The sequence below is a fragment of the Candidatus Poriferisodalis sp. genome, assembly GCF_965215815.1.
Lineage (GTDB): Bacteria > Actinomycetota > Acidimicrobiia > Acidimicrobiales > Poriferisodalaceae > Poriferisodalis.
Genome location: NZ_CBDCEO010000013.1, coordinates 2,141,918 through 2,162,638, shown reverse-complemented (window position 1 = coordinate 2,162,638; position 20,721 = coordinate 2,141,918). Strand labels below are relative to the sequence as shown.

General features: G+C 64.7%; 21 protein-coding genes and 2 pseudogenes. 14 read left to right on the top strand and 9 right to left on the bottom strand.

Translation table 11 applies throughout. The features are described 5' to 3' along the window. The first annotated feature begins 105 nt into the window (after window positions 1-105). Entirely contained in the window at window positions 106-768 is a 663-nt protein-coding gene (locus ACOOHB_RS19745; RefSeq protein WP_420446490.1) for a peroxiredoxin, read from the top strand. On the opposite strand, the pseudogene pncB reads toward ACOOHB_RS19745, so the two are convergent. After that, window positions 765-2,078, bottom strand: a pseudogene (pncB, locus tag ACOOHB_RS19740) (nicotinate phosphoribosyltransferase); the annotation flags it as partial. The gene ACOOHB_RS19745 and the pseudogene pncB overlap by 4 nt on opposite strands. A 92-nt stretch (window positions 2,079-2,170) precedes the next feature. Between pncB and ACOOHB_RS19735 the strand changes: the two are divergent. From ACOOHB_RS19735 to ACOOHB_RS19700, 8 genes and pseudogenes are all read left to right on the top strand, one after another. Continuing rightward, on the top strand, window positions 2,171-2,545 hold the full coding sequence (locus ACOOHB_RS19735) for a DUF2784 domain-containing protein (RefSeq protein ID WP_420446489.1): 375 nt from the start codon (window positions 2,171-2,173) through the stop codon (window positions 2,543-2,545). Window positions 2,546-2,765: 220 nt separating this feature from the next. Beyond that, window positions 2,766-3,662, top strand: a complete 897-nt coding sequence (locus ACOOHB_RS19730) for an ABC transporter substrate-binding protein (RefSeq protein ID WP_420446488.1) — start codon at window positions 2,766-2,768, stop codon at window positions 3,660-3,662. Between the two features lie 12 nt (window positions 3,663-3,674). Beyond that, complete coding sequence (locus tag ACOOHB_RS19725) at window positions 3,675-4,754, top strand: FecCD family ABC transporter permease (protein WP_420446487.1); 1,080 nt, start codon at window positions 3,675-3,677, stop codon at window positions 4,752-4,754. Window positions 4,755-4,846: 92 nt separating this feature from the next. Further along, complete coding sequence (locus ACOOHB_RS19720; protein WP_420446947.1) at window positions 4,847-5,650, top strand: ABC transporter ATP-binding protein; 804 nt, start codon at window positions 4,847-4,849, stop codon at window positions 5,648-5,650. Then, entirely contained in the window at window positions 5,647-6,231 is a 585-nt protein-coding gene (gene cobO, locus ACOOHB_RS19715) for a cob(I)yrinic acid a,c-diamide adenosyltransferase (protein WP_420446486.1), read from the top strand. Before ACOOHB_RS19720 ends, cobO begins: the two co-directional genes overlap by 4 nt. A gap of 3 nt (window positions 6,232-6,234) precedes the next feature. Continuing rightward, entirely contained in the window at window positions 6,235-7,422 is a 1,188-nt protein-coding gene (locus ACOOHB_RS19710; protein ID WP_420446485.1) for a pyridoxal phosphate-dependent aminotransferase, read from the top strand. A 70-nt stretch (window positions 7,423-7,492) separates the two neighbouring features. Continuing rightward, window positions 7,493-8,686, top strand: coding sequence for an ISL3 family transposase (locus tag ACOOHB_RS19705; RefSeq protein ID WP_420446484.1), 1,194 nt, complete (start codon window positions 7,493-7,495; stop codon window positions 8,684-8,686). Then, window positions 8,683-9,581: pseudogene (locus ACOOHB_RS19700) on the top strand (enoyl-CoA hydratase/isomerase family protein). Before ACOOHB_RS19705 ends, ACOOHB_RS19700 begins: the two are co-directional and overlap by 4 nt. 237 nt (window positions 9,582-9,818) lie before the next feature. Here ACOOHB_RS19700 and ACOOHB_RS19695 read toward each other — a convergent pair. Continuing rightward, window positions 9,819-10,244, bottom strand: a complete 426-nt coding sequence (locus tag ACOOHB_RS19695) for a hypothetical protein (RefSeq protein WP_420446483.1) — start codon at window positions 10,242-10,244, stop codon at window positions 9,819-9,821. A 69-nt stretch (window positions 10,245-10,313) separates the two neighbouring features. Here ACOOHB_RS19695 and ACOOHB_RS19690 point away from each other — a divergent pair, with 69 nt between their 5' ends. The 5 genes from ACOOHB_RS19690 to ACOOHB_RS19670 all read left to right on the top strand — a co-directional run bounded on the left by ACOOHB_RS19690 (window position 10,314) and on the right by ACOOHB_RS19670 (window position 14,819). Then, window positions 10,314-11,351, top strand: a complete 1,038-nt coding sequence (locus tag ACOOHB_RS19690; protein WP_420446482.1) for a hypothetical protein — start codon at window positions 10,314-10,316, stop codon at window positions 11,349-11,351. After that, window positions 11,303-12,133: a tyrosine-type recombinase/integrase gene (locus ACOOHB_RS19685; protein WP_420446481.1), complete on the top strand. Its 831-nt coding sequence runs from the start codon at window positions 11,303-11,305 to the stop codon at window positions 12,131-12,133. Before ACOOHB_RS19690 ends, ACOOHB_RS19685 begins: the two co-directional genes overlap by 49 nt. A 626-nt stretch (window positions 12,134-12,759) precedes the next feature. Further along, the gene (locus ACOOHB_RS19680) at window positions 12,760-13,368 is read left to right on the top strand and encodes an integrase core domain-containing protein (protein ID WP_420446480.1); all 609 of its coding nucleotides are present in this window, start codon (window positions 12,760-12,762) and stop codon (window positions 13,366-13,368) included. 72 nt (window positions 13,369-13,440) lie between these two features. Beyond that, window positions 13,441-13,770 (top strand): helix-turn-helix domain-containing protein, encoded by a 330-nt coding sequence (locus tag ACOOHB_RS19675; RefSeq protein ID WP_420446479.1) that lies wholly within the window; start codon window positions 13,441-13,443, stop codon window positions 13,768-13,770. After that, on the top strand, window positions 13,767-14,819 hold the full coding sequence (locus tag ACOOHB_RS19670) for an integrase core domain-containing protein (protein ID WP_420446478.1): 1,053 nt from the start codon (window positions 13,767-13,769) through the stop codon (window positions 14,817-14,819). The genes ACOOHB_RS19675 and ACOOHB_RS19670 overlap by 4 nt, the downstream gene beginning before the upstream one ends. Window positions 14,820-15,005: 186 nt before the next feature. Here ACOOHB_RS19670 and ACOOHB_RS19665 read toward each other — a convergent pair whose 3' ends face one another. The 7 genes from ACOOHB_RS19665 to ACOOHB_RS19635 all read right to left on the bottom strand — a co-directional run bounded on the left by ACOOHB_RS19665 (window position 15,006) and on the right by ACOOHB_RS19635 (window position 20,481). Next, window positions 15,006-15,578 (bottom strand): class I SAM-dependent methyltransferase, encoded by a 573-nt coding sequence (locus ACOOHB_RS19665; protein ID WP_420446946.1) that lies wholly within the window; start codon window positions 15,576-15,578, stop codon window positions 15,006-15,008. Between the two features lie 62 nt (window positions 15,579-15,640). Further along, entirely contained in the window at window positions 15,641-16,459 is an 819-nt protein-coding gene (locus ACOOHB_RS19660; protein ID WP_420446477.1) for a hypothetical protein, read from the bottom strand. A gap of 35 nt (window positions 16,460-16,494) precedes the next feature. Next, the gene (gene thiL / locus ACOOHB_RS19655) at window positions 16,495-17,616 is read right to left on the bottom strand and encodes a thiamine-phosphate kinase (RefSeq protein WP_420446476.1); all 1,122 of its coding nucleotides are present in this window, start codon (window positions 17,614-17,616) and stop codon (window positions 16,495-16,497) included. After that, entirely contained in the window at window positions 17,613-18,206 is a 594-nt protein-coding gene (locus ACOOHB_RS19650; protein ID WP_420446945.1) for a (d)CMP kinase, read from the bottom strand. Before ACOOHB_RS19650 ends, thiL begins: the two co-directional genes overlap by 4 nt. 53 nt (window positions 18,207-18,259) lie before the next feature. Further along, window positions 18,260-18,913 (bottom strand): HIT family protein, encoded by a 654-nt coding sequence (locus tag ACOOHB_RS19645; protein ID WP_420446475.1) that lies wholly within the window; start codon window positions 18,911-18,913, stop codon window positions 18,260-18,262. Window positions 18,914-18,959: 46 nt separating this feature from the next. Continuing rightward, entirely contained in the window at window positions 18,960-19,751 is a 792-nt protein-coding gene (locus ACOOHB_RS19640) for an integrase core domain-containing protein (protein WP_420446474.1), read from the bottom strand. Between the two features lie 406 nt (window positions 19,752-20,157). Further along, window positions 20,158-20,481, bottom strand: a complete 324-nt coding sequence (locus ACOOHB_RS19635; protein ID WP_420446473.1) for a hypothetical protein — start codon at window positions 20,479-20,481, stop codon at window positions 20,158-20,160. Between the last annotated feature and the right edge of the window lie 240 nt (window positions 20,482-20,721).

Below are 20,721 nucleotides of genomic sequence, written 5' to 3'. Positions count from 1 at the left end.
CCCGATGAATTCCTGACTAATCAGGTCGGATTTGTCGCCTAAGCCAGCTAACCTGTGCCCAACGGTTCGTGCCGTCGGAGGCACGCCTTTTGCCGGAGGAAAAACATGGCACTGCGCCTCAATGACACTGCTCCTGATTTCACCGCCAGCACCACCGAAGGCGAGATCACATTCCACGACTGGATCGGCGATGGATGGGCGCTGCTCTTCTCCCACCCGAAGGACTTCACCCCGGTGTGCACAACCGAGTTGGGCGCCGTCGCCGGCCTCAAGGACGACTTCGCCGCACGCAGCTGCAAGATCATCGGCATCAGCGTTGACGGTGTGAGCGATCACCAGGGTTGGAAGGCCGACATCGCATCGGCCACCGGCCACGAGGTCAACTACCCGCTGATCGGCGATCCCGAGCTCAATGTGGTGAAGCTCTATGACATGCTTCCCGCCGATTCCGGCGATACCTCCAAGGGCCGCACGGCTGCCGACAACGCGACGGCTCGCACGGTGTTCATCATCGGTCCGGACAAGAAGATCAAGGCGTCGCTCACCTACCCGATGACGACCGGTCGCAACTTCGCTGAGATCCTGCGTCTGCTGGATTCGTGCCAGCTCACTGCTGCCGAGCAGGTGGCTACGCCTGCCAATTGGCAGCAGGGCGACAACGTCATCATCGTTCCCGCTGTATCGAACGAAGCCGCCGCCGAGAAGTACCCCGACGGCTGGGAGGCACCGCTGCCATATCTGCGCCTGGTGCGCCAGCCGGGCACCTAGTTCAAGCTGGATTCAGGCGCGACTTGGGCCTCGAAGGCCGGAGCGCCGTCGAGGCTCCGCATCGATGGGGGCAATTCGGCGCGGACTCGCTGGTGGAATGGCCGGTCCCGTTTGAGCGAGTAGGGATAGACAGCCCGCCCATCCCGCACGAGCGGCACATGCAAGGGACGGCTGTCGGCCGGGCCCGGACGGTCACGCTCGACCAGTACCTCGGCCGTCGCAATGCCGTCCTGCAGCACGCGGTACGGCCGCACTACCCCGCCGCGGGTGGCCTTGCCCTCTGATTCCTTGTGCACCGGTACGACCGGTTCGAACCTGCCCGAGTGCCGAGCAATGGCGACCGCCTTGTACACCATGCCAGCGGTCGCGTGTCCAGAACCCACCACGAGCTGAGTGCCTACGCCGTAGCCGTCAACCGCCAGATCCGCCAGGTCGGCGATGCGGTATTCGTCCAGGTCACCCGAGACCACGATGCGGGTCGCTTCGGCACCTGCATCGTCGAGCCAGTGCCGGACTCGCGGCACTTCCACTGTCAGGTCACCCGAGTCGATGCGGACTGCGCCGGGCACCCCGCCGAGCCGTTTCGCGGCAGCCAGACCACGCTCCAGGCCTGTGCGCAGGTCATAGGTGTCGATGAGCAGCGTTGTCTCGAGTCCGTGAGCGCGCATCTGCGCATCGAATGCGGCTTCCTCGTCGTGGTGCGCCAGCGTGAAGGCGTGCGCCGCCGTGCCAGCGGTCGGGATCCCGTATTGCGTGCCGGCCAGCAGATTGGAGGTCGCGTCGAAGCCGACCAGCCACGCGGCGCGTGCAGCTGCGACCGCCGCCAGCTCGTGCGTGCGGCGGCCGCCCATCTCGATGAGGTGACGTCCAACCGCTGCATCGTGCATGCGGGCCGCCGCCGAGGCCACAGCGCAGTCGTGATTCAGCACCGACAGCACCAGCGTCTCGACCAGCAACGCAGCGCCGAACGAGGCGTCCACCCGCAGCACCGGGCTGCCGGGCACGTAGAAGTCGCCCTCGCGGTAGCTCCAGACGTCGCCGTCGAAGCGGAACGTGGCGAGGTGTTTGAGCAAGCCGTCACTGAACCGGCCGAGGCCCGCCAAGTACTCCAGATCTTCGGCCTCGAATCGGTAGTCGGCCAGCAGCTTGGCCAGGCGCCCCGGCCCCGCCACGACGCCGTAGCCACGGCCTGGCGGCAGTCGCCGGGCGAATACTTCGAAGCACGCGCGCCGTGACGCGACCCCCGACTGCAAAGCCGCATCGAGCATGGTCAGCTCGTACAGGTCGGTCATCATCGCCGTGCCCATTCGGTAAGTCTGCCTTCTCGCGCCCCGACCGCACTCACCGACGCTGCTTCAGCCAGCTACGAGGAGCGAGAGCATGCGCCAGTAGCGTCGCGGCGATGGTCGGTGTCGGGCTGGCGCGCCTCGTGGCCGCGTCTCACCTGGGCTACATCGTGTTCTTGCTGGTGGGCGGGTTCATGGCTCGGCGCTGGCCCAAGCTCACGAAGTGGCACCTTGGAGCAATTGGCGTAGCGGGCGTCGTCAACATCACCGGCTCGGACTGCCCGCTGACCGTGTGGGAGAAGTGGTTCCTGCGCCACGCTGAGCAGGAGCCCTATGAGACGGGCTTCATCTCGCACTACCTCGTGGAGCCGGTGTACCCGCCGGGCATCAACGGACGCGTCAACTTTGTGATCCTCGTGTGCCTGACAGTGCCGATCACCATCAGCTACTTGCGCATGCGCAAGTCCAGCTCGACTGCCGCCTCGCATTAGGGAAACGTCGGCACGGGGCGGCTCCTAGACTCGCCCCCGGTTGTCGCGAGCGAAGCCGGTGAGATCCCGGCACTGTCCCGCAACGGTGATGCCCCTCCGGGGGACGAGTCCGATCGCCTCTCGACCGCCGTGACGAGATCCGATTCCTCGAGGAAGGAGCGGCTCGCGCGGTGGGAGCTCCCGCTGCTCGGCCCTGAACTCGAGCAGAAGGGAGAGCACCATGAGCCGTACCCCAACAAGACGAGCCTCGCTGCCGCGGAAGTTCTTGTGGGCAGTGTTCGCCCTGAGTCTTGTGGCGGCCGCTTGCACCGGCAGCGACACCGGCTCTGCCGAGGACCGCGACTTCCAGCGGATCGTCTCGATCTCGCCCGTCGGCACCGAGATCCTGTTCGCCATCGGCGCCGGCGACCGCGTGGTCGCGGTCGACCAGTTCTCGTACTACCCGCCTGAAGCGCCAGTGACTGACCTCGACGGCTGGAACCCCAATCTCGAGGCCATCGCCGCATACGAGCCGGACCTCGTGGTGCTGCAGACCGATGGCGATCTCATCTCCGGCCTCGAAGCGCTGGGCATCGCCGTGCTCGCGCATGACGCGCCGTTCGTGTTCGAGGACGTTTACGCCCAGATTGCCGAGTTTGGCGAAGTCACCGGTCAGGTCGACGAGGCGGCTCAGCTCGCCGCCGACATGAAAGCGCAGATCGCAGACTTGATTGCAGCTGCGCCCGACGCATCGGGTCTGAGCTACTACCTCGAGCTCGACAACACCCTCTACACCGTCACGAGCGGCACGTTCATCGGCCAGGTCTATGGATTGTTCGGGCTTGAGAACGTCGCCGATCGCGCAGACGCCGACGGCACCTCCTACGGCTACCCACAGCTCAGCGACGAATACCTGGTGGATGCCAACCCCGACGTGATCTTCCTGGCCGACACGCTGTGCTGCGACCAGAACGCTGCGACTGTCGCTGCACGCCCCGGCTGGGACGAGCTCACGGCCGTGCAGACGGGCAGGGTTGTGGAACTCAGCGACGACATTGTCTCTAGGTGGGGACCCCGCCTGGTGGACTTCATCGCCGCCATCTCCGACGTGCTCCGAGATATCGGCGCAGCGAGCTGATCGGCACTGGACATGGCCGGCTCACCCATGTCGCTCGGCCCTGAGGTGACCGAGGCAACGCTTCGGCCGTCGGGTCTGCGGCCCGCAGCGCTCATCGCGGGGCTTGCGGCGGTTGCGATCGCCGTGACTGCCGGACTGACGATTGGCCCGGCCGGTATCCCTGTTCACCGGGCGGTACTGGAGCTGTTCGACGCGCTGCCCGGCCTCACGTTCGACTCTGGGCTGAGCTCGGCACACGCAGCGATCGTGCGGGAGATTCGCCTTCCCCGTGTTGTGCTCGGCCTGCTCGTGGGCGCCACGCTGTCGATGAGCGGCGCGACATACCAGGCCGCGTTCCGCAACCCGCTCGCCGACCCGTACCTGCTGGGCATCGCTGCAGGCGCTGGCCTCGGCGCGACCATTGCCATCACCAACAACCTCGGCGACGGCGCTGGCGCCCTGGACCCAGTGCCCCTCGCCGCGTTCGCCGGAGGGCTCATTGCGGTGACGGTGTCCTACGCCGCAGGACACGTCGGCGGCCGCTCAACGGCGTCGCTGATCCTGGCCGGAATCGCCGTAGCCAGCTTCCTGACGGCATGCCAGACCTACGTCTTGCAGGCCAACAGCGATGCCTTTCGCAAGATCTTCGCCTGGATCCTGGGCCGCATCGCGACCTCGGGATGGTCGGAACCGGCACTGATGCTCCCGTACTTCGTGCTGACCACAGCGGTCGTGCTCCGTTACCGCCGGGCGCTCGACGTGCTCGCGGTCGGGGACGAGGAGGCCGCCGCACTCGGCATCGAACCCCGAAAGGTGCGCTTGATCGTGGTGCTCGCGGCCTCACTGGCCGCAGCTGCGGCTGTGTCGGTCAGCGGCTTGATCGGATTCGTCGGCATCATCGTGCCCCACACGGTGCGGCTCGCGTTCGGGGCCAGCAACCGAGTCGTCCTGCCGCTCTCGGTGCTGTTCGGCGGGGCGTTCATGGTGTTCGCCGACCTGGGGGCACGCACGGTGCTGTCGCCGGCGGAATTGCCGATCGGGGTCGTCACTGCCTTCCTGGGAGCGCCGTTCTTCGTGCTCGTCTTGCGCACGACGCGTCGGGAGATCTGGTGACCGAATCAGTGGCTCTGCCATCTGTGGCCCCCGCCGCTGCGGTCCCCGTCGAGGGTGCCGCACCCACTGCTTCGCCTGGCCACGCCGTCAGGATCCAAGCGCTGGAAGTCAACCTCGATGGCGCGCAGGTGCTCGACGGTGTCGATCTGACCGTCTCAGCAGGGGAATGGGTGAACATCATCGGCCCCAATGGCGCCGGCAAGACCACGATGCTTCGAGCGGTGTTGGGCCTGGTGCCGTTCCGCGGGAAGATCCAGATCAACGGAATTCGAGAACGTCGCCGCGCCGCGCGTGCTCGCCATGTGGCTTACGTTCCCCAGACACCGGTGATCCCTCCGGGAATGCTCGTCGCCGATTACGTACAGCTCGGACGCATACCCCACCGAGGCGTGTTCTCCGCGGAGACCGCCGGTGACCGCCGGATCGTTGCCGAAGTTCTGGAACGACTCGATCTAGGCGGCTTCGGCGAGCGCACTGTCCAGTCGCTCTCGGGAGGCGAACGTCAGCGGGCCGTGCTTGCAAGGGCGCTCGCCCAGCAGACCGGCGTTCTGCTGCTGGACGAACCGACCACAGCGTTGGATCTCGGACATCAGCAGGACGTGCTCGAACTCGTCGAGGCGTTGCGGTGCGAGCACGGGCTGACCGTCATTGCAACGCTGCACGACCTCACGCTCGCAGCCCGATACGGCGACCGGGTCGCGATCCTCTCGGACGGCCGGATCGCGCAGTGCGGATCACCGGCCGAGGTGCTTACCGTTGCGAACATCTCCGAGCACTTCAATGCGAAAGTTCGCATCCTCGACGACCCCGACGGCCCCGTGATCGTCCCGAGCGCGACCAACTCGAGCCCGAACTCGACGATCGAGAGGGCACCCACCAATGGAGGCACCCGATGACCGATTCCCCCACATCCGCCGACACGCCGCCCACCGAGGACCCCCGCCCCGACGGTCTGCGCACCGCTCGCAGTCTCGTTGTGGTGAATACCGGCGACGGCAAGGGCAAATCCTCGGCCGCGTTCGGCACGGCAATGAGAGCTCGCGCCCGCGGCTGGCCTGTCGCGGTGGTGCAGTTCCTCAAGTCCGATGACTGGGTGACCGGAGAGCAGATGATGGCCGAACCGCTCGGCATCGACTTCTGGTCGCTGGGCGAGGGATTCACCTGGGACAGCAACGACCTCACCCGAGATGAGGCTGAGGCTCGCGAGGCGTGGCAGCACGGCAAGGCGCTCGTGGCCGCGGGCGATCACCGGCTGGTCGTCTTCGACGAAATCACCTATCCGCTCAACTGGGGCTGGATCGACGCGGCCGATGTCGAGGCCACCTTCCGGAGCCGGCCCACCCACGTGTCCTTGGTGCTGACGGGGCGCGACGCACCCGGCTGGATGATCGACCTCGCCGACACCGTGACCGAGATGCGCAAGACCAAGCACGCCTACGACGCGGGGATCCGGGCCAAGAAGGGCATCGACTACTGAACCATGAGTGGAATCAAGGTTTCCGGGCGCGCAGACATTGCGCCGTTCTTCGTCATGGAGATGATGCGCGCCGCCGCGCAGCGGGAAGCTACGGGTGGTGATGTCGTGCACATGGAGGTCGGCCAGCCGTCCTCGCCCGCGCCTGCGGGTGCGCGTGCGGCCGCAAAGGCCGCAATCGACAACGACGTGCTGGGCTACACCGATGCGGTCGGGATCGAGCCCCTGCGTGCCCGGCTGGTCCAGCACTATGCCGATTGGTACGGCCACGACGCCGACCCTGGCCGCATCGTCATCACCCAGGGTGCCAGCGGAGCGTTCACGCTCGCGTTCCTCTCGTGTTTCGAGGCGGGCGACCGCGTGGCAGTGACAGCTCCGGGTTACCCGTGCTACCGCAACACGCTCGAAGCGCTGGACATCGACGTCGTCGAGATCGCAGTCACACCCGAGACGGGATTCCGGCTCACCGCCGAGATGGTTGAAGGTGCCGGTCCGCTCGACGGATTGGTGGTGGCCAGCCCCGCCAATCCGACCGGCACCATGCTCATCGCCGACGAGTTAGGTCGGCTCGCTCGTTGGTGCCACTCCGCTGGCGTGCGGCTCGTCTCCGATGAGATCTACCACGGCATTTCTTACGGCAGCGAAGCAGCCACTGCGGCGGCCCACAGCCCGAGCGCGGTGGTGGTGAACAGCTTCTCCAAGTACTTCTCGATGACCGGTTGGCGCCTGGGCTGGCTGCTGCTGCCGCCCGAGTTGGTTGCGCCCGTCGAGCGCCTCGCCCAGAACGCCACCATCGCCGCTGCCACGGTCTCTCAGCACGCAGCGTTGGGGGCCTTCGACAGCATCGACGAGCTCGAGGCAAACGTGGCGCGCTACACGGCAAACCGACAGATCCTGCTCGACGGGCTGCCGGCTGCTGGGATCGATCGCATTGCCCCGCCCGATGGGGCGTTCTACATCTACGCGAACGTCGATCACCTCACCGATGACAGCGCCGAGCTTGCTGCGGTCTGGCTTGGGGAACTGGGCATCGCCACCACGCCCGGCATTGACTTCGATCCCGCCGAAGGCCACCGCTACATTCGCTTCTCATTTGCCGGCAGCAATGACGACATGGGACAGACCGTCGAACGGCTCACAAACTGGGCCAAACAAAGAGGCCCTTCGTCTTTTGTTGGGATGAGGTTGGGTTGAGGGTCCGTTTGTAGGGGTCGAGGCCGTGGGGGGATCGGTGTTTGGAGACGCCGAACCCTGGAGGGCCTCGATGGCGAGTGATGTTATGTCGGTGCGGCTGTGGCTGTGGCGCATCAAAGTGGAGGGGGTCGTCGTCGACGCGCCGGAGGAGCTGGTGGTGCGGGTGTGCTCGACGGTGCGCCGCCCCGGATGCCCCGATTGCGGGGTCCCGAGCGGGAAGGTTCATGACCGCGGGGACAACAAGATCCGCGACTTGGAGGTGTCGGGGCGGCCGGTGACGCTGATCTGGGAGCGGCGGCGGCTGGTGTGCGAGCCGTGCGGCAGCCGTTTCAGTGAGGGCCATCAGGGGTTCGAGGGCCGCGTCACGGCGCGTCTGGCGCGCCGGCTGGTCAAAGACGCCCGTGCGATGACGGTCAACGCGGCAGCCAAACGCCACCAGGTGAGCTGGAAGCTGGTGAACTCGCTGGTGGTCGCATGGGCGGGGCTGGTCGGCGAGCACCGCCGCCGCCAAAGATGCCGGGTGCTGGGGGTGGAGGGGACCTCGATCCGCAAGCGGCACCGCTGCGTGACGGTGATCGTCAACGGCGACACCGGCGAGGTGCTCGCCATGGTGCCCCACCGCGACGCCCAGGCGCTCAGCGCGTTCCTGGCCGCCCAAGGGCCCCGCTGGTGCAAAGCCGTGAAGGTCGTCGTCTCCGACGGCTCGGCGGCGTACAAAGCAGCGATCGACGCCCGGCTCGGCCACGCCCGCCACGTCCTGGACCGGTACCGGGTCATCAGATGGTTCCAAGCAGGGCTCACCGCGGTCCGCCGAGACGTCCAGCGCCGCCCCGAAGGCTCCAAGCCCGCTTTCGACCGCGACGTGTTCAGGGCGAGATTCCTGCTGATGCGCAGACCCGACAAGCTCGACGCCGCCGACCAGGCCCGCCTTGACGTCCTGTTCGCCGCCCATCCACGGCTCAACCCAGCCTGGGACGCGCTCGGCGAGCTGCACGGCCTCTATCTCGCCGACGACCACAAAGGCGCGATGGCAGCGCTCGACCGCTTCGCCGACATCTACGCCACCGGCCAGATCCCCGAGTTCAGCGACACCGTCGACGCCTTCTTGGCCTGGCATGCCCAGATCCTCGACTGGCACCGAACGGGACGGCCCAGCAACGGCCGAATCGAAGGAACCAACAACCTGCTCCAAGTCCTGCGACGCCGAGCCCACGGCTTCACCAACTACGCCAACTTCGAAGCCCGCGGACTCCTCCTAACATGAACCCCGCCGAACCCAGCAGCCCGAATCCCAAAAAAAGACGAAGGCTCAACAAAGAACTTGAGCCGGCGGGCGCAGCGCGAGCCCCATCACTAGCGTCGCTGCGCATGGAATCGGCAGAGCTCGAAACACTGATCATCGACGCTGCGGACAATGGCGTCGTCACCATCACCATGAACCGGCCGCACCGGCTCAATGCGGCGAGCCCCACGATGTTCACCGAGCTGCGCGAGACGTGGAACGAGATCGGCGGTGATCCCACGGTGCGCTGCGTGGTGATGACCGGCGCGGGTGACGCCTTCTGCAGCGGCGCCGACCTCGCAACTGATGACGACGGGCCCAAGAGGCACCCGCTGCAGGGGCTGAACGTGATTCACCAGACGGTGTCGGCGCTCTACTCGATCATGGTTCCCGTCATTGCCAAAGTGAACGGGTGGCCGCAGGCGCCGGCATGAACCTCGCTCTCGCCTGCGACCTGATCGTGGCCTCAGACCAGGCGCGCTTCAGCGAGATCTTCGCCCGCCGCGGCCTCTCGGTGGACTTCGGCGGAACGTGGATCCTGCCCCGGCTCATCGGCTTGCACCGCGCCAAGGAACTGGCCTTCTTCGCAGACGTCATCGACGCCAAGCAGGCGGAGGATTTCGGCATCGTCAACAAGGTGGTGCCCCACGGCGACCTCGACGCATTCGTCGGCGACTGGGCCGACCGGCTTGCCGCCGGGCCCCCGATTGCCGTCGCAATGACCAAGCGCCTGCTCATGCTCAACGCTTCGGCTGACTTCGCAACCGCGCTCGAAGGCGAAGGCATGGCTCAATCGCTCAACTTCACCACCGAGGACACCAAGGAAGCGGTCAAGGCGTTCCTCGAGAAGCGGCCCCCGACCTTCACCGGACATTAGGCAGAGACCGACTCTGAGGTTCGTTCAGGCGGGCGTCATTCGGTCCTGTTCACGACTTGGCTTTATGTTCGTCCGCGCGAACATTCTGGGCGTCAGAACATGAAAATCGCACGATCTTCAGGTAGCTCAAGTGACATGGCTGCGGGCTCCGGCGGACAACGCCATCGTGTTCGATGACAGGGCGGCGGTTCGCGGCGCGGCGACGGTGAACCGTCATCTGGCCGCGCTGTTTGGGTTCTACGGCTTGCGCGCTCGCAGCGGCGGCATGGGCGTGGCGGGCGAGTTGGTGGCGTGGCGGAGCGGGTCTCGGGGTTCCTGCAGGCCGTTCTTGCGCGGCATCGCTGGTGGCGGGCCGGTGCGCACGCGGCCGGTTGGGTTGCGTGTGCCGCGGCGGCTGCCGGCTGTGCTCGGCGTCGAGGAGATCGCTGTGATCTTGGCGGCGTGCACCCGGCTGCGGGACCGGTTCTTGTTCGCCTTGTTGGCCGAGACGGACATGCGGGACGGCCAGGCGCTTGGTCGGCGACACGAGGACTTCGTGAGCCGCCGCCGGGAGGTGCGCATCGTGGCCCGTGCCGACAGCGCGAATGGGGCCCGGGTCAAGTGCTCGTCGCCAGCAACGGTGCCGGTGTCGGCACCGCTGGTGCGGCTCCACAGCGATTGCATGCACACGGAGTGCGGCGAATTGGCCGAATTCAATCGGTCGTCGCAACACCTCGTTGATGGAGGTGCGAGATGGGGACGATGCGGGAGCGGCGGCTGGGAGCCCGCACGGGCATCGAGTTCGCCCCGCGCACGCTGCGCCACAGCCGCGCCACCGAGCTGGTGCGTGCAGGCGCCTGGGCGCGGGGTCTGTGCTCTGCTCACGACCAACGGTGGGCCAGCCACGGCAAGCCCGACCTCGGGGAGTTCAAGGCGGGGGCCGCTGCAGTCGCGGTCCGGGCCGGCTCAGAGGGCGTGGATGGCTTCGATCTGTCGGCGTTGGCCGTCGGGGCCCGCCTGGAGGTCGCGTACGTGCTGGGGTGCCGCCACGACGACCGCACTGTGAGGGTGCCGCCCTCGACGGTGAGGCATTTGGTCGCTCTGGTGGCCGACAGCGGCGCCGGCTCGCTGCTGGATCGGCCGATGGAGGACTGGCTAGATGAGGTGAGGTCCCGGGGCCGCAGGGACCCGAGCCCCACGATCGGGCTCGTCCGCTATGCCTACCGGAGTCTGAGCGACCTCGGCGGCATCGACATCGAAGCCGAGTACGCGTCGGACGTCTGGGTCGCCTCGCGGCTGGGGATCAAGGTGACCCGGTCGCCGGCTCAAACCCGTTTTGACACCATCGACCAGCGGTGGCTGCGCGCCGCGGTGAAGCGCTGGGCGAGGCTTCGGCTGGGGTCGGGCACGACCTTCGGCAGCGTGCATCTCGATGCGCGGGCGAGGCTTTGGCTCAGCCGGTTCCTCGGCCGACGCGATCCCCGAGCCTCCGACGAGGCTGTCGTCACCCGCGACGCGCTGGAGTCCTATCTGGTGTGGTCAGCCGCCTCACATCTCGCTGCTCACACCTCCAGCACCTACATCACGTGTCTGCGAGTCTTTCTCGATGCCTGCCGACGCCACGGCTGGCTGCCCCGACTGCCCGCGACTGCAGCGATCTATCACGACGACCTGCCCAGCCGACCCCGGCCGCTGCCCCGGTTCATCCCCGAGTTCGTCATGGCCCAGCTCGAAGACCCCGAATGCCTCGCATGCTGCCCGACGCCACGACGCGGGCGCTGGTCACCGTGATCATGGAGACCAGCCTGCGGGCCAACGACGCCTGCTCGCTGCCGTTCAACCCGATCATCGACCACAGCGCCCGATGGCCCTGCCTCCGCTACCTCAACACCAAGATGGCCACCGAGCAGCTCGTGCCCCTCAGCGCCGCCGCCGCCGAAGCCATCCGAGCCCAACAGAGGCATCTGCTCCACCGCTGGCCCGTCGCCTCGCCGGTGCTGTTCCCCGCCCCGCGATCCAACCCCGACGCGATCCGACCGTTCAGCGACGCCACGCTGCGGCGGCGTCTGGCCCGCTGGCAACACAGCATCGACCTGCGCGACGACACCGGCCGGCCCGTCCGGGTCACCGCCCACCAGTTTCACCACACCTTCGGCACCCGGCTGATCAACATGGGCGTCCCCCAACACGTCATCCAGCGGCTCCTCGGCCATGCCAGCCCCCAGATGACCGCCCGCTACGCCGAGCTCCATGACACCACCGTCCGCGCAGCTTTCGACGACTGCTGCCAGCAGCGGGTCGACCTCGCCGGAGAACGCATCGCCTACGACCCCGGCGCGCTCACCGCCCAAGTCGAGTGGACCACCCACAACATGGCCCGCGTCCAGGCCAGGCCTGCCCAACGGCCACTGCGGACGCCCACCACAACAGCACTGCCCCCACCCCAACGCCTGCCTCACCTGCCCCGACTTTCAGACCACCCCGGCGTTTCTCGCAATCCACCGCCGCCAACGCGACGAGACCCGGCTGCTCATCGCCACCGCCGAAGCCGACGGCCGGTTCCGGCTCGCTGACAACCATCGCCAAGTCCACGACAACGTCAACCGGCTCGTCGCCGCGCTCGAATACATCGCAGACACCACCCCGCGACCGCCGCCCTCGCCGCTGCCGCCCGACAATGCTCCGTCCAGACCCGCCAACGCGCCACCGAAGCGCTATAGCGCAACCGCGCAACCGGTGATCCTCGCACACGTCGCCCGCACAGCAGGCGCGTCCCGGTCCTGGCTCCACCGCCAGCCCGACCTGCGAGCCGACATCGACCGACTCCGCCGAGTTGCCACAGCCCAGGCTGCCCCCGTTCCACCACCCGAACGAAGATCAACCGAATCGCTGCGACAACGCCTTGAAGCCGCCCTCGGCGAAATCACCAGACTCAAAGCCGACAACCACCAGCTCCGAGAACACCTCGCCCAGCACCTCGGCCACCGGCGCCACAACCGCATCCCGGCCAAACCCAACAGCCCAAACCCCACGAAAACGCGAAGGCTCGAAAATGGTGACCCCGGACCGTCGCCGGGTCGCTGTGGAGCGGGTCGTGGATCGGTTCGGGGTGTCGCGGCGGCGTGCGTGCGGTGTGGTCGGGTAGCCGCGGTTGACCCCCCCCCCCCCCCGATGCTGATGAGACCTATGGGCAGTGGCTGTGGGAGTTCGCGAATACCCATCCCGCTGGGGCTGGCGCAAGACCAACGAGGTGGCCGCTCGGGTACGCCGTACGGCCAATCCCATGCGCACTCTGCGGCTGTGGCTTACCTGTGAGCTGCAGCGGCCCCCGCAGCGGCGCCACAAACGGAGTCGCCTCGGCGACGGCACCGCCGTCAAACTGCGCGCTGAACGTCCCGACCATGTGTGGGCCTTGGACTTCCAGTTCGACGAGATTGCCGCCCGGAGGCGCCTCAAGCTGCTCAGCGTCATCGCCGAGCACACCTGCGAAGCGTTCGCCATCAAGATGGACCACAGCATCGACGCCGACGGCGTCGTCGCCACCGTCGAGGCGATCGCCGCCGCACGGGGCGCGCCGAGTCATCTGCGCACGGACAACAGCCCCGATCTCGTCGTCGGCGCACCGCGGGACTGGTGCAGGCTCTCAGGAACTCAAACGGCCTACATCGAGCCCGGCACGCCCCGGGAAAACGGCCACATCGAGTCATTGAACAGACGGCTACGCGACGAATGCCTCAACATCGAGGACTCCGCCAACCTCACAGAAACCCGCGTCGTCATCGAGAACCGTGTGTTGCGTCTGACTTAACGCGACGGGATTCTGGTTCTTTCAGGTTGCATCTGACACGGTGGCTGGCCTTGATCATGGAGGCCGTCAACGATGACGTCGATGCAGCGAGAGCCGAAGCGGATGCTGACAGCGGAGCAGAAGTACGACTTGTGGGTGCGGATGCTGTCGGGGCAGATTTCCCAAGCGGACGCCGCGGCCGAGGCGGGGGTGGATCGCTCGGTGGTCGCTCGGCTGCGCGCTGTGGCTCGCGACGGGGCGATCGCCGCTTTGCAGGCTTCGAGGCCGGGCCGGCCGCGCCGGTCCCGCGCCGAGGCGTCGGAGGCGGCCGCGTTGCGCGCCGAAGTCGAACGGCTCCAGTCCACGGTGATCGAGCAGGCGGTCGAGTTGGCGGTGCTGCGGGGAAAATCGCACTGGGGATGAGCGGCCCGATCCCCGCCCGCGTCGACGGGGCCGCCAAAGCAGCGCTGCTCGGCTTGATCGACGACGCTGTGCGCGCCGGCTGGAGTCTCACCTGGGCCTGCGCGGCCCTCGAGGTCGACCGGGCCAGGGTGTGGCGCTGGCGACAACGCCGAGCCGCCGGCCGCCTCGAGGATCTCGCTGCGGGCGGGAACCCGATCCATCGGCTCCTCGAGTGCGAAGAGGCCGAGATCTTGGCGCTGTTCGATGACTGGGGCGACATCGACCGCTCGCACCCCAAGCTCGCCCACCGCGGCTCCTACGAACAGCGAGTGTGGGCATCGCCATCGACAGTGGACCGGGTCCTGGCCCGTCACGGCCTTGCCCTACAAGGAGACCCGCGGCCCGCGCGCAGCGCCAAGACGCCGCGGCCGGCCTGGCATGAATGGCGCCCGAACCAGCTGTGGTGCTGGGACGGCTCCCAGTTCGAACGCTGCGCTGCCGCCAAGCACGCGTACGCGATCGTCGACCTCGTCAGCCGCAAATGGATCTGCGCCCACCTCACAGCCAACCCCGACTCGGTCGCCGCCCGGGTCCTGTTCAGCCGCGGTCTCGACAACGAAGGGCTGCCCGCCAACGAGCTGCGGGCGCGCCTCGACGACCCCGACGCCGAACCGCCCGACGACACCACGATCCCGTTGCTGCTGGCGATCTCGGACAACGGCACCGAGATGCGCGCCAACGAGACCCGCCGGTTCATGGCCCTGTGCTCGATCGCTCAGCACTTCGGCCGCCCCTCCACACCGACCGACCAGGCCTGGATCGAGTCCCTGTGGGGCCACGCCAAACGCGAGCACCCCCACCTGACCACGATCACCGACCCGGCCGTGCTCACCGCCGAACTCGAACGGATCCGAGCCCACCACAACAGCGTCCGGCTGCACGAAGCCATCGGCTACGTCACCCCCAACGACGAACACGACGGCCGCGGCGACACCATCCGCGCCGCCCGCCAACACGGGATGCACACCGCCGACCAACAACGCCGAGCCTGGCACCGGAGCCAACGATGACCCAGACCACTACTCTCACCAACCACAACCCGCCAGCAACCCACCGACGCAGTCTGAACCCAACCCCAACCCGTCGCGAAGAGTCAGAAACACCTCAACCGGCTACACCGATCACCCGGCGGACAAACCCTCGCCGCATACGCTAAACAACACAACCGACAATACCCATAACAACTGGACCGACAATCAGGTCCCCGTCACCCGACGGGCCGCAAGAGAAAACCAAGGCCGTGCGGTGCCGTGCCACTCTCCAACAACGGCAAGTCCTACATCCTCGCACGTATCGCTGATGCCAGGGACCGTATAGTAATTGACGAGTCGTTCACCCGCAATATAGCCATCCAACTTCCACTCCGTGCCGTGGCCCTCTTTCATACTGATCCAAGCCATTCCGTCCTCAGTAAGAACCCGTGCAATTTCGCTGAGAGCCGCACCCAAGCAGGTCCGCGGCACATGCAGGAGAACGCCACTACATAGGACACCACCAAATGTGCCGTCGCCAAACGGAAGAGCCACAGCGTCAAGGTGGACTGCAGGCAGCCCTGCACCCTTGGCTATCACGCAGAATTCAGCGACTAAGTCACCGAATATTACTCGGCGTCCGAGTTGAGCAAGGAACAGGGCATCTCTACCTGAGCCACCTCCCAAGTCGAGTATTGGCCTTGCCTCCGGAACGGAAGCTTCGAACCTCAAGATATCCTCACGCAGACCAGGGAACCGCTCGTAGTTGATTGTCTCGGCAACATAGCGATCCGCCATCATTGCATAGGTGGACGCCGTACGTTGCATGGCGGCAGGGCCATCCAAATCAGCTAATGCTGTCATACGCCTAGAAATCTACGCTCGCCGATCCGGTTTGCAACCTGCTGCGCCAGTTCCTGAAGGTTTTCATCTTCCAAGATGCGCGCGCCATAGGGTAAGTCAACGGAAATACATCCACTGAAGCGCTCGCCACTGCGTATCGGCGTTGCCAAAATCGCACCACAATGCTTAGATCGCTTGTGTTCGGTCCATGAGAGATTCCGTCTAGTGCTATTGGTTACATCCAACCAAGCTTCTTGACTATGAACGTCATGATGCGCGCTGATATTGTCGGCTACTACGATATCATTACGCTCCCAGCACGCTCCCGTCACGCCCTTACCGCGCAAGAATATTACGGGTTGAGTGGTAGGAGTACTGGCCATTCGTATCGCGCGCAGGCGGACCAGCTGTCCAACGAGGGGGTGTCGAATTGTCCGCTTGGCGCGCCATATGTGCAGAGCAATATCTCTGTGACTTAGGGCGTAAGGGTCGTCAGCCTCAACTAGTTGCAACGAAACGGCTGGCTGAAGGATCTCATTATCCTTGCTTTGGTGGACGAGATCTAGTACGCGGGACAAGATATTAGAAAACGCACTGTTGATTTGGTGGTCCATCGCAATTCGATCCTGAAGTTGTCCCCGCTCCGACCAGCGCACTACTGGTTGCACGATGCCAAAAAAACTGCCCAGTGCCAGAAGGGCCAATGGAAACCAAGAAGATCTTCCAAGTTCTGACATCCACAGCCACGCGAACTCCTTCTGCTCGCGGAGAGCAAGAAGCACGGTTGCAATAAAGAGGACGGTACTATCTATGTGTCGAATATAGCGCAAAGTCACGATCCTCCTTTAGAGTCCCGCTTCGTCGTAGGCGTCTAGCGTTTCCCAAGAATCTCGGCCGCTATTTCACTCGATGATTCCATCTGATGGCGCCAAGCTACTCCAGGGAGCGGTTCTAGTTCCTCGCCAAATCGGAGAAAGGCACCCGTCTCACCTCTATCTGACATAACTTCGCCAATAATATGGAATTGGAGGTCGTACTTCTTGAAAGCTGCACTAAGCCGGTCAAATTTTGCGGGCTCGAATGTAAACACAAGCTGAAAATCCACTGAGTTGCCGAACGTGAGGTCCAAGGCATCAACTCCGGCCTCATGCGCCACCGCCGCCACGGCCGGGTGCACCGGAACGCGATGCGCATCCACCGCGATTTGGACTCCAGACGCTTCGGAGATCTGTTCAAGGGTCGCCTTCAAGCCGTCAGATGAATCCTGACAAGCTGATGCCAATCGCTGAGATCCGAGAACGCGGCCAGCCAATACTTGAGCCTGGGGATGCCGCCATGAATCGAGGAGCTGGCGTTCGGTATCGACTGGCACCGACCATCCGCTTTCATCCTTCTTAGTAAAATAGGCCATAGCGGTGCCCGCCAGCCCCGTGGTTCCGGTCACTGCCACGAGGTCACCATGTTCTGCTCCGCTGCGGAGCAGAACATGGTCTTGGTGGCACATTCCAAGGCCAGTGGCGCTCAAGTACACCCGCTCGGCCCCACCGATATCTCCTCCGACATTCAATACGCCGAAGTCAGTGCAAGCGGAGTTTATTCCAGCAATGAGTTGACCAAATTCGTCGTCGGTCAAGCTAGAAGGATAGCGGATGACAGAGAGCAAACCTATCGGAATCGCGCCCATTGAAGCTACATCGCTCATGTTCGCGGCAACCAGATAGTATCCGATGTCACGGAGTGTCAGAAGGCCAAGCTCAAAGAGCGAAAAGCCCACGCCCCGAACAAAATCGCTGCCTGCGACGAGCGCGAGTTCGGTACCGATGGAGTAGACGGCACAGTCGTCGAATTGGTCAGCACCGGTCTGGAGGCGTACATCAACTCCGACGTCATCAGATGTCGCTACCAAAGAGTCCGATTGTCCCATCACGTAGCGGCCGATTATCGACGCGATACGTGTCGGCTCGTCGGAGATGATTGCACTAACGTCGTTCATATAACAGACCTCCGACTAATGCGTTCACAAATCAAATCCAATACTGCATCGGGAGTTAGCTGTGAGGTGTCGACTCGAACCATATTAGTTCGCTTCTCAAGTTCTTCTTGGACGGAGCAGTCCAAACTCGTCGTACAACCAACCACAATAGACCGATCGGGCATTGTCAGGGTCTGTTGGCGCCGACGCATCCGACGACTCTTATAATCGGCCGTAAGGTAGACGTGGAGGTGAGCGTCGGCGAGCAACGACAATGATACATCCCGTCCTGCTGCAATAGTCCGCGGAACAGTCAATAGTGCTTCATGATACGATAGTATCTCCGATCGAAGCGTGATGGACTTGGCTACATCATCCAAATGTATATCGGCTTCATAATTGAAGATGTCAGCGGTTACATCGCAGCCATCGATGCGGATGAGTTCTCGAAATTCGGGCGGTTCCGCAACTTGATGGACGATCCGCCTCCTCCAGATGCCTGCTAGATTCTCAGGAGCAACCTCTCGTTCGATATCACATAAGAGCGCGATTGCCCGAAATGTCAGGCCCGTGTCTAAGAAAGAGGCAGAATATCGCTGGGCTAGAGCCATTCCTAATGTGGTCTTCCCGCTCGCAGTCGGTCCGTCGATAGAAATCCTCAGGCTCATGAGAAGGCCGCCAGTCTGCTAACGGTTTCTCGAAGCAAGTGTTTACGTATCTTCATCGCCCAGTCCCAATCAGGTTCGGGAATATCAAAGACTTCAGCCGTGACGACTCGCAGGTACTGGTGGCGCTTGCTGAGATTATCTTCGAATAGATATTCGTCGCCAGCGTGTGGATCGCGATAGTAGATGTATGGCCGGTCGTTGCGTGCGGGTTCTGCTAAAGCACGCCAGCTCGACACCCTTCTTCCTATCAGGCGGTCAGCCTGAAAGACATCGTATGAGGCCGCTGCATTGGGGACAATGTGGCAGTGTGCATGGGTAACGCATGCAGAGGGCGACATGGTGGAGGAGGATCCATGTTCGAGTACTGTCGGCGACCCAAAGATAGAACCCACAAGGTGTTCGCACTCGGCGCGGAAAGTTTCAAATTCGTTTGCAAGATTGCCAGGTATGTGTCCAAAAGCCAAGTAGTGATGGCGCGGTACGAGAAGGCAATGACCAGCGACGATCGGTGAGATGTCGCAGATGAGAAGGAAGTTGTCTGACTGACCGATGATTCGGCTCGGAGGGTCACCTGCGTAGATCTCATGGAACGCGATTCCGTCAACAGCCCCAGCGATTTCATCACAGAGTTTTGAGTCGTCACATTGCATGTGGTGTCGATCCGTATTTTGACATAGGCGTAGCGTAGCCCGCGGGTCAGAGTGATTCGGGGAGCCATGGGTGTTGGACCTTGGGTTCCTGCGAGGACGTGGCCGCAGGGGGAGCGTGATCGGCGAACAGTGACTGAGGTGTGTCTGAGTCTTTCGCGGAGTTTGGCTGGGTAATGAACCAAGTCATGGGGTGTTGGCGGGGTTGTTGGTGGTGGTTCGGCGGTTGTGGTCGAGCCGTCGTGTGCGGGCTCGTTGGAGGCCTTGGCGGCGGGCCTCGCGGATCGGTTCTGGTCGTTGGTGGTGTTCGTCGTCGGGGGGTGAGGTAGCCGAGCGTTTCGTGGCGCCGGACTTCGTTGTAGTCGATCCGGATGCGTGCGGGCTCTGTGTCGAGCAGCGCCGGGTCGGTGATGTCGTTGAGGTGGGGCCATTCGTGGGTGATGTGGCTGAAGAAGCTCTCGATCCAGGCTTGGTCGGTGGGGGTGTGGGGTCGGCGGGGGTGTTGGGCGATGGCCGTCATCGCCATGTAGGCGCGGGTGTGGGGGCTGGTCATGGCCGGGCCGTTGTCGGACACGGCGACCAGGATCGGCCGGTCGGGGTCGTCGATGTCGAGATCGAGGCGGCCCTCGGTGAGCAGCTCGTCGAGATCTTGGGCTAGCAGCGCCTGGTCGAAGATGACACGCACTTGGGTGGAGGTCTCCTCGGTCGAGACCAGGCTGGCGGTCCAGTAGCGCGAGACCACCTCGACGATGGCGAACACGCAGCGCCGGGCCTGCCCGAAGCCGGTGACGTCCCAGACCCCGGATCCTGTTCGGTTCGGTAGACCAGCCAGTGCGGCCATGGCGTGCGGGGCCGCCGTGGTGTCGGCGGCTGTTCGCGCAGCACAAGCGGGTGGGCAGCCAGAACGCGCCGGAACGTCGAGGGGGCCACCCACACCGGGCCCACATAGGAACCGCGGTGGGCGAGCTTGCGGTGGGACCGGTCGACCGGTCCCCACTCCTGGGCGACAGCGAGGACCTCCGCGACTTCGTCGGCCCCCACCGCATGCACCGGCGCGCCGCCCGGGGCGAGGTCGCTGAGCGTGCCCAGCTCGCGTCGGCGGGCCCGCCAGCGGTGCACCCGGTCGTCGGAGACCTGCCACACACCGGTGGCCCATGTGTGCCAGAACCCGGCGGCAACGGCGTCGTCGACGGTGTTGAGGACCAGCTCTTTGGCCTCGGCGGGGACTCTCGCCGGGACCGGTCCGTTCAGTCCCAGCCGGATTTTCCCCGGACAATGGCCAACTCGATCGCTTGGACCTTGATCGCCTCGGTGAGCCGGCCGATCTCTGCCCGGGCCGCTTCGAGCTCCCAGTTCCGTTCGGTGGCCGGGCGACCCGGCTTGCGGGCCAGCCCAGCCAGCGCCGCGTCGGTCACCGTCCGGCCGATGGAGATGACCCTCGACACATCGACCCCCCACTTCCGGGCCGCGTCGGCCTGGGTGATCTCTCCGCCCGTGACCTGCAAGTAGATCTCCCACTTCGTCTCCGCGGACAGCTTCTTCGGTCGACGCCGACCCTCGCTGACAGTCATCTGATGCTCCTTCACGCGTCAGCGAGAACACGATCAGACTTGGTTCATTCCACGGTGCACCCTCCGCGGCAAAGTTCAGACGCACAACATGACGTATACCCGCAATGCTGGGATGATACTGGTACATCATTTGCTCGTTCGGGACTTGAACCGGGTCCCTTGGTGCGGCCCGTTGGATTTCGCTGCGCGTGTAGTTGCGTGCGCGTGATGCGGGTGGTGGTGTGTTGCGGCTGACATTGT

Coding starts and splice junctions, on each gene's coding strand:
- ACOOHB_RS19745 (WP_420446490.1), top strand. CDS start 106: ATGGCACTGCGCCTCAATGACACTGCTCCTGATTTCACCGCCAGCACC.
- ACOOHB_RS19735 (WP_420446489.1), top strand. CDS start 2,171: ATGGTCGGTGTCGGGCTGGCGCGCCTCGTGGCCGCGTCTCACCTGGGC.
- ACOOHB_RS19730 (WP_420446488.1), top strand. CDS start 2,766: ATGAGCCGTACCCCAACAAGACGAGCCTCGCTGCCGCGGAAGTTCTTG.
- ACOOHB_RS19725 (WP_420446487.1), top strand. CDS start 3,675: ATGGCCGGCTCACCCATGTCGCTCGGCCCTGAGGTGACCGAGGCAACG.
- cobO (WP_420446486.1), top strand. CDS start 5,647: ATGACCGATTCCCCCACATCCGCCGACACGCCGCCCACCGAGGACCCC.
- ACOOHB_RS19710 (WP_420446485.1), top strand. CDS start 6,235: ATGAGTGGAATCAAGGTTTCCGGGCGCGCAGACATTGCGCCGTTCTTC.
- ACOOHB_RS19705 (WP_420446484.1), top strand. CDS start 7,493: ATGGCGAGTGATGTTATGTCGGTGCGGCTGTGGCTGTGGCGCATCAAA.
- ACOOHB_RS19695 (WP_420446483.1), bottom strand. CDS start 10,244: ATGCAATCGCTGTGGAGCCGCACCAGCGGTGCCGACACCGGCACCGTT.
- ACOOHB_RS19690 (WP_420446482.1), top strand. CDS start 10,314: ATGGGGACGATGCGGGAGCGGCGGCTGGGAGCCCGCACGGGCATCGAG.
- ACOOHB_RS19685 (WP_420446481.1), top strand. CDS start 11,303: ATGCCTCGCATGCTGCCCGACGCCACGACGCGGGCGCTGGTCACCGTG.
- ACOOHB_RS19675 (WP_420446479.1), top strand. CDS start 13,441: ATGACGTCGATGCAGCGAGAGCCGAAGCGGATGCTGACAGCGGAGCAG.
- ACOOHB_RS19670 (WP_420446478.1), top strand. CDS start 13,767: ATGAGCGGCCCGATCCCCGCCCGCGTCGACGGGGCCGCCAAAGCAGCG.
- ACOOHB_RS19665 (WP_420446946.1), bottom strand. CDS start 15,578: ATGGCGGATCGCTATGTTGCCGAGACAATCAACTACGAGCGGTTCCCT.
- thiL (WP_420446476.1), bottom strand. CDS start 17,616: ATGAACGACGTTAGTGCAATCATCTCCGACGAGCCGACACGTATCGCG.
- ACOOHB_RS19650 (WP_420446945.1), bottom strand. CDS start 18,206: ATGGCTCTAGCCCAGCGATATTCTGCCTCTTTCTTAGACACGGGCCTG.
- ACOOHB_RS19645 (WP_420446475.1), bottom strand. CDS start 18,913: ATGCAATGTGACGACTCAAAACTCTGTGATGAAATCGCTGGGGCTGTT.
- ACOOHB_RS19640 (WP_420446474.1), bottom strand. CDS start 19,751: ATGGCCGCACTGGCTGGTCTACCGAACCGAACAGGATCCGGGGTCTGG.
- ACOOHB_RS19635 (WP_420446473.1), bottom strand. CDS start 20,481: ATGACTGTCAGCGAGGGTCGGCGTCGACCGAAGAAGCTGTCCGCGGAG.